The 13,429-nt window shown below is 71.7% G+C and carries 10 protein-coding genes; 4 read left to right on the top strand and 6 right to left on the bottom strand.

Annotation, left to right across the window (positions count from 1 at the left end; translation table 11 throughout):
- Window positions 1–123: 123 nt before the first annotated feature.
- Window positions 124–915 (top strand): hypothetical protein, encoded by a 792-nt coding sequence (locus BMY74_RS28920; RefSeq protein WP_089921617.1) that lies wholly within the window; start codon window positions 124–126, stop codon window positions 913–915.
- Between the two features lie 74 nt (window positions 916–989).
- Window positions 990–3,419: a winged helix-turn-helix domain-containing protein gene (locus BMY74_RS28925; protein ID WP_089921618.1), complete on the top strand. Its 2,430-nt coding sequence runs from the start codon at window positions 990–992 to the stop codon at window positions 3,417–3,419.
- A gap of 73 nt (window positions 3,420–3,492) precedes the next feature.
- Here BMY74_RS28925 and BMY74_RS28930 read toward each other — a convergent pair whose 3' ends face one another.
- From BMY74_RS28930 to BMY74_RS28940, 3 genes are read right to left on the bottom strand one after another with little or no spacing between them, the layout of a single operon-like run.
- The gene (locus BMY74_RS28930; protein WP_143091736.1) at window positions 3,493–5,691 is read right to left on the bottom strand and encodes an SseB family protein; all 2,199 of its coding nucleotides are present in this window, start codon (window positions 5,689–5,691) and stop codon (window positions 3,493–3,495) included.
- A gap of 34 nt (window positions 5,692–5,725) precedes the next feature.
- Window positions 5,726–6,283 (bottom strand): SMI1/KNR4 family protein, encoded by a 558-nt coding sequence (locus BMY74_RS28935; protein ID WP_089921620.1) that lies wholly within the window; start codon window positions 6,281–6,283, stop codon window positions 5,726–5,728.
- Complete coding sequence (locus tag BMY74_RS28940) at window positions 6,280–9,114, bottom strand: scabin-related ADP-ribosyltransferase (protein WP_143091737.1); 2,835 nt, start codon at window positions 9,112–9,114, stop codon at window positions 6,280–6,282. The genes BMY74_RS28935 and BMY74_RS28940 overlap by 4 nt, the downstream gene beginning before the upstream one ends.
- 1,012 nt (window positions 9,115–10,126) lie before the next feature.
- On the opposite strand from BMY74_RS28940, the gene BMY74_RS28950 reads away from it, so the two are divergent.
- Window positions 10,127–10,720, top strand: coding sequence for a hypothetical protein (locus tag BMY74_RS28950; RefSeq protein ID WP_089921623.1), 594 nt, complete (start codon window positions 10,127–10,129; stop codon window positions 10,718–10,720).
- 31 nt (window positions 10,721–10,751) lie between these two features.
- Here the strand turns inward: BMY74_RS28950 and BMY74_RS28955 are convergent, their stop codons facing one another.
- Both BMY74_RS28955 and BMY74_RS28960 read right to left on the bottom strand, forming a co-directional pair.
- Window positions 10,752–11,585: a WXG100 family type VII secretion target gene (locus BMY74_RS28955; protein WP_089921624.1), complete on the bottom strand. Its 834-nt coding sequence runs from the start codon at window positions 11,583–11,585 to the stop codon at window positions 10,752–10,754.
- An 11-nt stretch (window positions 11,586–11,596) separates the two neighbouring features.
- Window positions 11,597–12,100, bottom strand: a complete 504-nt coding sequence (locus BMY74_RS28960; RefSeq protein WP_143091738.1) for a YbaB/EbfC family nucleoid-associated protein — start codon at window positions 12,098–12,100, stop codon at window positions 11,597–11,599.
- A gap of 110 nt (window positions 12,101–12,210) precedes the next feature.
- Here BMY74_RS28960 and BMY74_RS28965 point away from each other — a divergent pair, with 110 nt between their 5' ends.
- Window positions 12,211–12,906 (top strand): hypothetical protein, encoded by a 696-nt coding sequence (locus tag BMY74_RS28965; RefSeq protein ID WP_089921626.1) that lies wholly within the window; start codon window positions 12,211–12,213, stop codon window positions 12,904–12,906.
- Here BMY74_RS28965 and BMY74_RS28970 read toward each other — a convergent pair.
- A complete protein-coding gene (locus tag BMY74_RS28970) occupies window positions 12,903–13,385 on the bottom strand; it encodes a MarR family winged helix-turn-helix transcriptional regulator (protein WP_245786419.1) in 483 nt (160 codons plus the stop codon). The two genes, BMY74_RS28965 and BMY74_RS28970, sit on opposite strands and share 4 nt — an antisense overlap.
- Window positions 13,386–13,429 lie beyond the last annotated feature (44 nt).

The raw sequence follows: 13,429 nt of genomic DNA on the forward strand, positions 1-13,429 counted from the left end.
CCGCCCACCGGGCCCGGCCGTCGTCGGCACGCAGTCCCGTTGCCCTGGAGCTGGCAGGATGGGACGCAGGGGGTCGTGCTCGGCGGACGCGCGTTCCCCTTCCCGGCCCGAGGATTGGACGCAATGGGACGCTCGTCGGTGTTCACGTTCCAGTACATCGCCATCGACACGGAGGCCGGTGTCACGCCGGAGCAGTTCGAGACCTTCGTGCGCGCTGAAGGCGTTCACCTGCCCCTGTACCCCGGATGGCGGTGGACTCTGCTGCGCGGGTTGCGCGGAGAGCGGACCGGGCAGTACCTGATGTTGTACGAGATCGAGAGCGCCGAGCAGCGCGACCTCTACGTCACGGCCCGGGGTGAGCAGACCGAGCTGGCCCGGGAGTTCTGGGCGCGGCACCCCGAGGCGGAGGCCGTGCTGGCGCGGTGGCGGCGGCTGGGCACGTTCGGTGAGCTGCCCACGTTGTTCACCGACTACCGGCTGCTGGCCGACAACCCGCGGAGCACGGTCACGCCCGGTCCCCGCTACCGCGACCGCCCCGGGGAGGAGCCCGTCGCCAGGGTCGTCGGGATCCACAACCTGGCGTTGCGCGCCGGCGTGACCGAGGAGATGTTCGACCGCTTCATCGCCGAGAACCACCACCGGATCGACGACTACCCGGACTGGCGGTTCCACGTGCTCAAGGGCGAGCGCGGCAACCGCCTCGACCAGTACGTGATGATGATGGAGATCGCGAGCCTGGACGCGCTGGACGTCTTCTACCCGGAGCCCGACATCGCCACCGGCGAGGCGGCGGAGTTCGCGGCCGCCCACCGCGACACCAAGCAGATGTACGAGGAGTGGAAGCAGCTGGCCTCGTTCTCGGGCTCGCCGCAGATCTACACGGACTACCTCGCCGTCGCGGAGAACCCGGCGTAGCCCCGCACGACCGGGATCAGGGCATTAGAGTCGTCGCCGAGCTCGGCGGCTGGTCCCGCTGCGGCGAAGGGGGGATGGCCGTGGTCGTGCAGTACCGGGTCCTCGGCGCGCTGGAGGTGACGCTCGACGGCGCCGACGTGCCGGTGCCCGTGGGGCGGTGCCGGGTGTTGCTGGCGGCGTTGTTGTTGCGCCCCAACCGGTTCGTGTCCGTCGACGAGCTGGCGGAACTGGTGTGGGACGGCGCGCCGCCCGCGCGGGCCAGGCAGTCGCTGCACCAGGTCGTGCGGCGGCTCCGGGTCGCGCTCGGCGAGGCGGACTGCGTGCGGACGCTCTCCGGCGGGTACGAGGCGCGCGTCGGGCCGGACGAGCTCGACCTGCTGCGGTTCCGCGAACTCGTTGCGGCGCAGGACTTCGCGGCCGCCGTCAAGCTGCGGCGGGGTCCGCTGCTGACCAACGTCGTCTCCGAGTTGTTCCACCGCAACGAGGTCCGGCACGTGGCGGAGGAGTGCGCCGAGGTCGTGGCCCGGTCGAAGCGGCCCGTGCCCCGTCTGCTCCCCGCCGCCATGCCGCGCTTCGTCGGGCGGGACGGGCACCTGCGCCGGCTGACCTCGCTGGCCGAGGAGACCGGACCGGTCATCGCCACGATCACCGGCACCGCGGGCGTCGGCAAGAGCGTGCTCGCCGTGCAGTGGGCACACAGCACGACCGACCGCTTCCCGGACGGCCAGTTGCACGTGAACATGCGGGGGTTCGACCGGCACCGCGACCCGATGCCACCAGGTGACGTGCTGAACCGGTTCCTCGAAGCGCTCGGGGTCCTGGTGGAGCGGATCCCGGAGGCACTCGACGACCAGGTCGCGCTCTACCGCGAGATGACAGCGGACCGGCGCCTGCTGGTGGTGCTCGACAACGTCCGCGACGCCGACCACGTCCGCCCGCTGCTGACCGGTCCGTCGTTCGTGCTGATCACGAGCCGCGACCGGCTCACCGGCCTGGCGGGGCGGGACGTCGCGCTCGACGTGCTCAGCGCCGAGGAGGCTCGCACGCTGCTGGTCAGCAGGCTCGGCGAAAAGCGGGTGGACACCGCCGACGACCTGGTGGCGTGGTGTGGTGGCCTGCCGCTGGCACTCGCGATCGTCGCGGCACGGGCGGCCGAGGTCCCGCACCTCCCGCTGTCCGCGCTCGCCGCCGACCTCGCCGACGAGCGGACCCGGCTCGACTCGCTCGACACCGGTGACGCGGAGACCAGCGTCCGCACCGTGTTCCAGTGGTCCTACCAGCGGCTCAGCCCGCAGGCGGCGCGGATGTTCCGGCTCGTCGGCCTGCACCCGGGACCGGACCTCACGATCCCGGCGGCCACGAGCCTCGCCGGTGAGCCCGCCGACGACGCCGTGCGCGAACTGGTCGGGGCGAACCTGCTGGTCGAGCACGCCCCCGGCCGGTTCACGTGCCACGACCTGCTGCGCGTCTACGCCGCCGACCGCGCGCAGGCCGACGAACCGGAGGCGTCCCGCGCGGCGGCGGTGGAACGCATGCTCGACCACTACCTCCACACGCTGGAATGCATGAACCGCACGCATTACTGGAACCACCTCGGCACCCTCGAGGAGCCTCCCGTGCCGTCGGCCGGCACGACCCCGGAGGTGTTCGAGCGGCCGGACGAGGCCGAGGCCTGGTTCCACGCGGAACGCGCGGTGATCTACGCGGTCGTCGTGCAGGCAGGCGACCAGGGGTACGACCGGCACACCTGGCAGTTGGTGTGGTTCATGACCGACCTGGTCGAGAGGTTCGGGCTCTGGCGGGAGTGGATCGGTCTGTTCGCGCGTACGACGGAGGTGGTGGAACGGCTCGGCGACCGCCTCCAGGTGAGCAGGTTCGTGTTCTTGCGCGCGGTCGGCCACGGCCGCCTCGGCGAACTGGAGAGGGGTGTGGAGCTGTTCGAGGCCGCCGACCTGGTCTGTGCGGAGATCGGCCTGGTTCCGGGTCGGGTGCGGGCGCAGGCGGGCATCGCATGGCTGCTCGGTGAACTCGACCGGCCGCACGAGGCGGTCGAGGTGGCCCGGAGGTCGCTCGCCCTGCTGCGCGGCTTCGAAGGCCGGACGCCGACTCGGATGCGGATGGCCCTGTACCAGCTCAGCGGCGCCCTCGTGCTCGCGGGCAGGCACGCGGAGGTGCTGGAACTCGGGGCCGAATGGGAATCCCTGGACGGCGTGGCCGACCCGCACCTGAGCGGGCAGATGGCGTCCGAACTGGCCCGCGCGTACATCGGGCTCGGCAGGCACGCCGAGGCGGTGGCGGAGCTGCTGGGCGCGCTGGAGTCGTTCGAGCAGATGGGCACGTGGGTCGACGTCGCCTACGCCGAGAACTTCCTCGGCGACGCCCACCTCGGGCTGGGTGATGCCGCAGAGGCACGCGTCTGGTGGGAGAAGGCGGCCGCCCGGTACGCGGAGCACGAACACTCGGACGAGGCGGCGGTCAGGGCGAAGCTCGCCAGCGTGAGCTGACCTCGTCGACGCGTCAACCCCCATCTGCTGTTCGGCCACCGGTCGGGCGAACGGGCGTGTGGTGGCCTGGCGGTCAGCGGTCCAGCGCGGCGATCAGGTCGTCACCCGGCAGTTCCACCCCCAGCTGACCACCTGGGTTGATCAGCAGCAGGGTGCCGGCCAGGACCGGGACGAGCTCGCGGCCCGTCGTCTGCATCGGGGACGCGGCGTCCTGCGGCAGGTGCCCCGGTGCGGTCCACACCGCCAGGAAGCGGCGGCCGTCCTGGGTCACGCCGATGCGCAGGTTGCCCTGGCCGTCGGTCTCCGCGATCAGGGTGGCGTCCAGCGTTGCCGTCAGCAGCCGGTGCTGGGGAGCCCAGCCGCACGCGACGTAGCCCAGGGTCACGTCCAGGTCCGCCAGGGGTTCGGGGAAGCCGCGGCGCTGCGGGCCTGGGCGGTAGTTGGGGTTGAGGTAGGTCTCGCCCGTGAACTCGCCGTCCTCCCCCACCGCGAACGCGCCGAAGAGCGTCGCGTCCGGGATGCCCTCGATGTAGTTCGGGTTGACCTCCGGGTCCGCGCACCACAGCCAGGCGTCGGGGACCTGGCGGCGGGCCTGCTCGCGCATCGCGTCCGTGAGCGGGGGCAGGCCGGGGTGCAGGGTGAAGTCGTCGATGTAGTCCGGGAACGCGGTGAACCGGTCCGGCAGGACGTAGGCGCGGACGCCCTCCGCGGTGACGGCGGTGATCAGCGTCCACGGGCCCTTGAGCCGGTAGAGGTAGTGCTCGCGGTCGGACGGGATCTCGGTCTCGTAGGCGAGGTTGCCGTCCGGATCGCCGTAGCGGTGCACCCACAGGTCTTCGACCTTCGTCAACCGGATGCCGGTCATCGTGTTCAGCTGCGGGTCCTGCTCGGAGATCACCTGGTACGGCGACTGCCAGGCGGGCAGTTCCTCGTCGATCTCGAACCGCAGCCTGTCCTGGTTCTCGATGAGCTGACCGGTCAGGTAGGTGACGGCGTTGCGGACGTCCGCGAACCGTTCGCGCCTCTCCTTGAGCTCGCCCTCGGCCCAGTAGACCTCGTACCAGTCGCCGTCGCGCACCAGGCACCACGCCCGGTCGCGGTGGCCGTCGAGGCTGTAGAAGCGCGGGCTGGTCTGGACGCGCGTGATCACCAGGCGGAGGGGTTCCAGCGCCTTGCGGAAGGCCGCGTCGATCTGGTTCTCGTTGAACGGCCTGCCCATCGCGAGCGCGGCCGCGCGTGCCTTCGCGTTCTCCGTGACGGCCGGGAGCTCGTAGCGGTGCTGCCGGATGTGGTCGACCAGCGCCATCGACGGCGGGATCTCGTGCTCACGCAGGTAGTACGCGACGCTTTCCGGCCACACCCAGCGACCGTCGGTGCGGAAGGCGAGTGGCACGACCCGCTCGGCGCCGCTGACGAGGTCGTTCGCCGAGCCGCGCGACGACAGGACGACCGGAGCGCTTTCCAAGTAGCGCAACAGCAGATCGTGTTCTCTGGCACCGACCATCGGCCGGTACCAGACTCCCCTGCCGTCCTCGACCACGTCGAAGGCACGCACCAGTTCCAACTCCGGCGGCGTCTCCGGCAGGGGATCCCAGGACTTCACGCGCCCCCACTGCTGGATCTTGCCCGCCGCTTGCCACATCCAGTCCGGTACCGCCTCCGGCCGCCTCGGCAGCAACCGCAGTTCATCAGCCGCGTGCTGAACCACGTCCGTCTCGACCAGCCACTCCGGCCGGCCTTCGATCAGGAATCGGCGCGTGGTCTCTCCACCGGAGACGAACGTGAAGCTGGCCGTGAACCACGTGCCGAGGCTGTTGCGGAAGTCGCGCAGCCGTTGCCGGTGAAGCCATTGGCTGACCATCACCGGAGGCGCCCACGCACGGGTGGTGCCGTCGACGGTGACCGTGGCCTCGACCTCCATGTGGCGTCCGAGCGCGCGGCAGTGGAGGTCGATCTGCTGCAGGCCCTCCGGTGCGAGGGCGACGAGAGCCTCCTCCACCTGACCGGCGATCGAGGTGTTGGTGCGCGGCATCATGTCACCGGGCCCGAGCGAGGGGTACTGCGGCCACGCGCCGGGAAGCGGTGGCAACTCGCGGAGGAGCACCAGTCGCTCATCGCTCACGTGGCCCTGCAACGGATCCAGGTCGGTCTGCTCCGCGCCGTCCGCGGTGACGCGCCAGACCTCGGCGCCCAGCACCGTCTCGTAAGGCCCGGTCGCGCCGGGCTCGATCCGGAACGCCTCGTTGCCGTCGATGGCGATGTCGAACTGCACGTGCTTCACTCCTTGCCGCACAAGGGAAAAAGGGTCACGACTGCCGTGTTTCGACGAACTCGGCCCACTTCGGCGGCTGCTTGCCCATCTCCTCCATCATCTCCAGCATGTCGCGGAGGTCGGCGACGTTCGGCGCGGTGCCCGCGAACCAGTCGCTGACGCTGTTCCACGCCTTGCGCGCGCCCTCGCCCTCGACGACGTCCCAGACGGGCGGGTCGTCCTGGTCGAGGTCCGCGCCGTCGATGACGTGGTAGGCGTAGCCCTGGTGCGCGGTGAGCGCGAGCAGGCCACGCGGGTCGGTCAGCTCGTGGTCGAGACCGTTGAGGGTGGCGACGGCGTGCCGCTTGCGTTCCGCGGTCATCGCGTCGACCCCGAACGCCGTGCCGGCCAGCCACAGTCCTGATCGGACACCCATGATGCGCAGGACCTCGCGCACCGCCTCGGGAACGCGGTCCACTCCCTGGTCCGCGGCCATCTGGTCGATCTGGTCGTCGGACGCGCCTGCCACGGACCCACGACGCAGGCCGTTCGCGCACACGCTGTCGAAGATCGCGTCGATGCGCTCGCTCGGGTTGCCGGTCAGTTGGTTCACAGCGGGTACAGCCTCTCTCCAGCTCGGTTGACGACTTCCAGGCGCATGTTCGGGAAGACGCGCTCGTAGGCGAGCATGATCTTCTGGCACGACATGCAGATCTGGAACTCGGCCGGGGTTCCGTCGCGCTTGGCGGACGGCAGGTCGACCACCATGCGGAGATCACCTGAGATGTCCGCGGCGGAGAACGGCGTGTAGGTCGTGCCGTTCGCCTCCGCCCTCGCCATGGCGCGTTTGTTGAGCTCGTCGACCGCGAGGGACATGCGGTCCTGCGTGCGCTGGACCTCGCCCTTGAAGCCGTCGCGGTAGTAGTTCGGGTCGTCCTTGTCGAGCCGGTCGACCAGCTTGTTGGCCTCGCGCAGCGCCGTGTCGACCTCGTTGGGGGTCAGGCCGCTGTACTCGGCGAGCTGGTGCCGCGCCAGCTCCTCGAACATCTTCGGCTCCGAGTCGTTGACCCTGGGGGTGCCGGCGCCGTCGCGCCACGCCCCGCTCTCCGGGTCGTACGAGGTCGCGTTGGACGTCTCGAAGAGGCGCTCGTTCTTCGGCGGCTGCTGCGGGGCTTCCGCGGCGGGACTCCAGTCGTGCTGCTTGCCGCTGAAGTTGTAGAAGTCGGCCGACTCGCCGTCGCGGTCGCTGCGGTAGCGCGCCGTGGACAGGGTGCGCTCGTGCGGACGGCGTTCGGCGTCCGTGCTCGGGTTGCGGCCGGTGAGCTCTCGGACGGAGTCCAGGCCCTCCTCGCGCTTCTCGCGGTTGTCCTCGCGCAGCTCGCGGAAGTCGTCCTCCCGCTCACCACGCCGTTCCGCGGTCCCCGGTGCGAACTCGGGCGTCTCGTCGCCCCACTCGGGCGTGTGCCCTGGCGGGTAAGGACTTTCGTGGATGTTCTGCGAGCCGTCCGGACCGAAGGTGCGCCACTCGCCGTTCGGCGGCCAGCCGGGACCGTCGTCGGTGTTCCTGGTGGCGAAGACGTTGCCGTGGTAGTCGACCCAGGCGTCCGTGTTCGGCGCGGTCACCGGCACGCCGAGCTCCTGGGCGAGCTGGGCCGCGAACCCGTCGTCCCGCCTGCCCGTGTCGCAGCCGACGAGGGTGATCGGGTCGCCCCTGTAGTCGGGGTTCGCGCGGATGACGTCGGCGACGTCCCTCGGAGTGAGCGGGTGGTTGCCGACGCGGGCGTTGTGCTCGTTGCTGTGCAGGTCGACGACGAACTGGCCGGGGATCCTCGGGAGTTCCCTGGACGTGTAGTACCCGTTCTTGTCCTGTGACGTGTCGAAGATCGACATGCCGGCCGGGGTGGTGTGCACGTGGTCGCGCACGACCGGGTCGAGGTCCTCGCTGAGCGAGTCGAGGCGGTCGCTCAGCGGTTTCTGCGGGCGCTGTGGGGGTTCCTCGTCGCGACGGTCGGTGTCGTGCTTCTCGGAGTCGTGGCGGTCGGAATCGTGCTGCTGCGACTCGTGCTGCTGCGGCTCGTGCTGCGGGACCGGGTCCTGGGACGGGTGCGGTTGCTCGGTCCTGGCGGGCTCGGGATGGCGGACGGGTTCCGGCGCGTCGGGGCGGTCGGTGTGCGTCGGCGTGGACGGACGGTCGGAGCGATCAGGCGTCTGGTGCGGCGACGGCTCGTTCGAGCCGCTGAGCCGGTCCGCGATCGACGGGCGCGGCAGGTCCGCCTGGCGCGGCAGTGGCTGCGTCGGGCCCGCCGGGCGCTGTTCGGGCACGTCCGACTTGGCCGGGGTGTCGGTGTGCCGGGGAGTGACCGGTTCCTGCTTCGGAGGCGTCCGGTCGGCACGGGTGTCCGCCTGGTCTCGCGTGTCCGTGGAACCGTCCGCCTGTGCGGTGGTGCTGTCAGCGGTCCGGTGGCCGATGAAGTCCGGGTTCGGCACGAACGGCCCGAGCACCCGCCCGCCGTCGTAGCTGACCTGGTGCCAGCCCTCGACGTAACGCCAGTCGATACCGCCGGGGAAGAGCGTCTCCCCCTCGTCGTACCTGCGGTCGTGACCGACGTTGTCCAGCGTCGCGTCGGTCATGATGCCGCCGGGCGCCTTGATGACGTACACCTTGCCTTTGCCCGTGCCCGACCGCTCCATCGCGATCTTCTCGTCGGGCGTGGTGCTGACGAAGGCGTTGGTGTGCGAGTCGACGTGCCGGCGGAGGTCCGGCTCCTCCGAAGGCCTCGGCACGTCGAACCCGCCCGCCGCCTTGATCTCCTCCGGTGAGCGCGTGTCGCCGCGGTACAGGACGTTCTCGTCCCTCATCCAGCCCGGGACGTCCCGGTACGCGACCTTCGACGGGTCCACTCCGTAGTGGGACGGGTCGAGTCCCCGGATGGCGACCGGTGGCCCGCCGTCGGGTCCGGGAGGTGGCGCCGTGTAGGACGGGTGCGGCGGCTTCGGTGGCTCTTCCGGGATCGGCTCGTGCGCGTCCGGGGTCGGCTGGTGCGCGTCCGGCGCCGGCTGGGTATCGGGGTGCTGCTGACCCGGCGGGCCGAACGAGTTCGGCGCGGGCGGCACGTCCTGGTGCGGACGTGCCGGAGGCGCGAACGACTGCGGCGGCCCACCAGGACGCCGGTCGCCTCCCTGCGGAACCGGTGCGTTGCCGTGTCCCGGCATGCCGGGCTGGCGCTGCGCGGGCGGGGCCTGCTGGTGAAAGCCTTGAGGCGGGCCGCCTGGACGGTGACCGCCAGGCGCGTTCGGAGCACCGCCGGGATGTGTGTTCTGCCCCCAGGGCTGTGCGCCGGGACGCGTGTTCTGGCCGTTGCCGGGCATGCCTGGCCGCATGCCGGGAGCGTTCTGCGGCATGCCGTGGCCACCCGGCGGCACGCCGGGTCCGCCAGGACGCATGCCCGGAGTGCCGGGGCGCGTGTTCCCGGAGCCGGGCATTCCGGGGTTGACGGGGTGCGTGCCAGGAGCCCCCGGATGCATGCCGGGACTGCCCGGCCGCACAGGGGGACCGCCTTGTGGCACACCGGAACGCGGGTTCGGAGGCGGGTTGTGACCTCCTGGCATGCCTGGGCGCGTGCCAGGAGGTGGGCCGGGCATGCCGCCGGGCATCGGGCCGTTGCGTCCGGGGACACCCGCGCCCGGGCCGGGCGCTCCCGGGGGTGCGAGGGCGTGGGGGTTCGGCGTTCCGCGCCCCTGGGTTCCGGGGGGTGGGCCACCGAAGCCCTGGGGTGAGGTCGGGGCGCCTGGCTGACGGTGGTGACCACCGGGCGCCTGCGTTCCAGGGGATGGGGCGCCGACGGGCGGACGTCCCTGACCGCCGGCGGCAGGCGGACCGCCGACGGGCTGTCGGCCCTGTCCTCCGGCCACACCGGTGGGAGGACCGCCCGCAGGGGCGCGGCCTTGCCCACCGGGGGCAGCCATACCTCCGGGTGGGCCGCCAGCGGGCGCACGCCCCGGACCACCAGCCGCAGCCACGCCCGCGGGAGGACCGCCTGCAGGAGCGCGGCCTTGCCCACCGGCGGCAGCCACACCTCCAGGCGGACCGCCAACGGGCTGTCGCGCCTGTCCCCCGGCCACACCCGCGGGGGGACCACCCGCGGGCGCACGGCCCTGACCACCAGTCGCAGCCATACCTCCAGGCGGACCACCCGCAGGCGCACGCCCCTGGCCAGCATTCCCAGGCGCGCCACCAGCCGGCGGGCGGCCCTGACCGCCCGCCGGCGGACCACCGGCGGCCGCCGTGCCGGGCACCTGGCCAGGCCGAGGTCCGCCGCCCGCGCCGGGACCCGTGTTCGGGCCGCCCGCCGGGTTCGTCGTGCGAGAGGGTGCACCGCCTCCAGGAGGTGCACCCGCCGGGGACGAAGGGGCCAGGCCGGGCGGTCGTCCGCCCGGTGCGCCTGCCGCCGGAGTCGTGCGCGGCGCGCTCGACGTGGTCGTGGGGCCGCCGAGCTTGTCGGGCACCCGCGCCGGCGGGCCGCCGAGGCCCGGTGTTCTGGCGGAGCCGGTGCCCGAGGTGCCGCCGGGGATCGACGGCGTTGCCGAGGCGCGGTTGCCCGAGGAGGACGACGCCGAAGAAGAAGGGGTGCTGCTCGACGAGTTGCTGGAGGGCTGGGCCGGCGTCTTCGACTGGATGCGGTTCATCGACGACGCGGCCGACTGGTCGGCGTCGCGCGCGGTGCGGGCGGTCTCCTTGGTCTTGGTGCCCGCGTTGTCCGCGGCGGCGGCCGCCTTCTCGGCGCCGCCGCGGGCCGTCTGGATCGCGCGGTCTGCGTGTTGCATCGCCACCTGGCCGAACACGCCCGCGCTGCCCGAGGTGGCGTTGATGTTCAGCTTGGCCGCGACCGACGAGCGGACCTGGTCACCTCGGCTGGTGATCTTGCCGCCGAGCGACTCGACGGCGTCCGGGTCCATCCGGGTGCCGCGGCCGCCGACGCCACCCGGCGACGGAGAAGACGACGACGGAGTGGGCGACGACGTGTTGCCGCTGTGCGAGCTACCGCCGTGATGAGAGGAGGACCCCCGAGTCCGGCCGGTCATCAGGCGTTGGCGGGAGGCATGTCATAGGGCTTGACCGCGTCGTAGGCGGTCTTCGCGTAGCCGCCGTACTCGGCGAAGCGCTCAAGCCCCTTGACCAGGCCCTGCATCTTCTCCGCCAGCTTGGCCATGCGGCCGCCGAAGCGCGCCATCGCCGACGCCAGCTTCGAGAGGCGGCCGGCGATCTTGGTCGCCATCATGGCGGCGCGCGTGCCGGCGTACCCGGCGAAGGCGGCGATGGAGCTGCCCAGCGTCACCACGGCGGACGCGGCGGCGATGAGCGCGCTCGCGATCAGTTCGCCGATGAGGTCCGAGATCCAGCCGAACACCAGTGACCGCAGCTCGCAGACGAGCGCGCCGGACAACGCGTAGATGGCCGCGGTGCCGTCCATGGTCTTGCCGAGCGCCTCGTACTCGCCCGCCATCTGTTCCATCTCGCGCTTGAACGCGTCCCCCGACGCGCCCTCCCAGTCGGAGACGGCGCGCATGTCCTCGCGGTGCTCCTGGGCGACCATCTTCATCTGCAGCGCGGCCTGCTTGAGCTGGTCGGTGTTCGCGTTGATCTCGTCAGGGTTGCCGAGCAACGCGTCCAGCGGCTCGCGCAGGAAGTCGACGTGCTCCAGCAGCCAGCCGACACCGGCGGACGCGAGCATTCCCAACGGGTTCGCCATGGTGGCGACGACGTCCACCACCATGCCGGCGCCGCCGAGCGCGACGTCGATGACGTCCGGCCCTTCGCCCTCCGACTCCGACGTCAGCGAGTCGACGAAACCGGCGACGCTGTCCACCACGCCCGCACCGGTCGACCACGTGGTCGTGCTGTTCTCCTCGGACACCCCAGACCGCCCTACTGCTTCTTGAAGATCGAGTCGCCGCCGAAGTCGTCGTCGTCATCGCTCGGCCGCGGCGCGGGACGACGGACGGGCGGAGGCGGAGGCGCTGTGGCAGCGCGCTCCTCGTACTCCTCGTTGAACGCGTAGCCCGGCGCCTTCGGCTGCTCTTCTTCCTCGGGCGGGGGCAGGTATTCGGTGATCATGCGGTAGGTCTCGGACCCCTCGCCCTCGACCTCGGCGAACGTCTCGGCGACCTTCACCGCGGCACCGCGTTGAGCCTTGCGCGCGATCTCGAGGATCTCGGCGGACAGCTGGCCGTGCGACTTCCGCATGGCGTCCGCGGTCAGGTCGAGGCCGGTCAGGGCGCCGTTGGGCGCCACGCTGACCGTGATCGTGCCGTCGTTCGACGACGCCGAACCGCCTGCCTGTGCGAGGCCCTCCTGCACCGCGGCGGCCTTCGCCTGCGCGTCGGCGATCTTCGCCTCGAAGTCCCGCATCCACTCTTCGGGCGTCTTCACCCTGTCCCCCAGCTCACCCTCGATCGAACGTCCCAAAGGATTCCACAGGCGCGCCCGGCGCGTCGGCCGAACGGCCGTATCGTCGAATCTCACACCTGGAGAAGGAAGCGATGGCCGAGGAGTTGAACCGGGATCGCCGGGAACTCGCCGCCCTGGCGCAGCGGTTCGGGCTGCCCCAGACGGTGTCGGGAGCTGACTTCCCACCGTCGCAGACAGGTGCGCCGCTGATCGTCGACACGGGCGTCGGGGACGATTCGGACGCGGTCATCGCGCTCGTCGCAGCCGAGCCGTCGCTCACCCTCGTGTCCACAGTGGATGAGCAGGACGTGTGCCGCCTTCGGCGCTTGCTCGACCTGCACGGCCGCACCGACGTGCCGGTGGTCGCGGGTGACGAGCTCGACGAGGCGATGACGCGGGTCGTGACGAGCACGAACGGCCTGGTCCGCTGGGCGGGCCTGGGCCCGGCCACGAACGCGGCCCTGGTCGTCGGGAAGCCCGCTTGCGCGGAGCGCCTGGTGATCACACAGGCCGCCGCCGCTGCGGAACTCCGACGCGACCTGACCGCGGCGAGACTCCTGCTCACCAGGGCGGAGCTGCCGAAACTCGTCCGGCTCGACACGGTCCGGCACCACGGCCTCGTGATCGCCACCGCGCTTCAACTGCCGTTCGTGACACTGCGCCGCGCGCACGTCGCACTTGACGAGAGCGGCCGGCTGGTCGAGGCATCCGGCGGTGCGCTCGCACGAGTCAGCGTCAAGGTGGACGAGCGCGCGTTCCTGGGCTGGCTCTCCAGGGTGCTCGGCTAGGAGGCTCCGGCCGCGATGTCCTGGACCACCGCGCACGCGCTCGGCACCGGGTCCTGGTCGTTGACGTGCCCGGCCAACCGGCGGAGCAGCCCCTTGAACGTCTCGCGGTCGCCCTCCGACAGTCCGGACAGGACGTGCGCCTCGGCGTGGGCCAGGCGCAGGTCCAGCTCCTCCAGGCGCTTGCGGCCCTCGTCCGTCGCCACGACGAGGCGGGTGCGGCGGTCGGTCGGGGCCGGCTTGCGGGCGACCAGGGAGGCTCGCTCCAGGTCGTCGAGCAGGTAGGTCATGACCGTGCGGTCCACGCCGAGCTGCTGGCAGAGGGCGGACTGGCTTTCCGGCTGGTCACGGGTGGCCGCGGTGAGGACCTGGTAGCCGCGGTGGCCGCCGGGGAGGTCGCCCACGGCCGCGTTCGTGGCCTTGACGAGGGCGCGGAACACCACGCCCAGGGTCCAGCCGAAGTCGTCCTCTAGCGCCGTCACCCGACCAATGATAGCCGCGACAGAACGTCTGTCGCGCAGAACAT

This window comes from Lentzea albida, from assembly GCF_900111005.1.
In the GTDB taxonomy this organism is placed as follows: Bacteria; Actinomycetota; Actinomycetes; order Mycobacteriales; family Pseudonocardiaceae; genus Lentzea; species Lentzea albida.

Excerpts from the sequence above, each read along its gene's own strand:
- BMY74_RS28920 (WP_089921617.1), top strand. The coding sequence starts at position 124 with ATGGGACGCTCGTCGGTGTTCACGTTCCAGTACATCGCCATCGACACG.
- BMY74_RS28925 (WP_089921618.1), top strand. The coding sequence starts at position 990 with ATGGCCGTGGTCGTGCAGTACCGGGTCCTCGGCGCGCTGGAGGTGACG.
- BMY74_RS28940 (WP_143091737.1), bottom strand. The coding sequence starts at position 9,114 with ATGCGTCCTGGCGGACCCGGCGTGCCGCCGGGTGGCCACGGCATGCCG.
- BMY74_RS28965 (WP_089921626.1), top strand. The coding sequence starts at position 12,211 with ATGGCCGAGGAGTTGAACCGGGATCGCCGGGAACTCGCCGCCCTGGCG.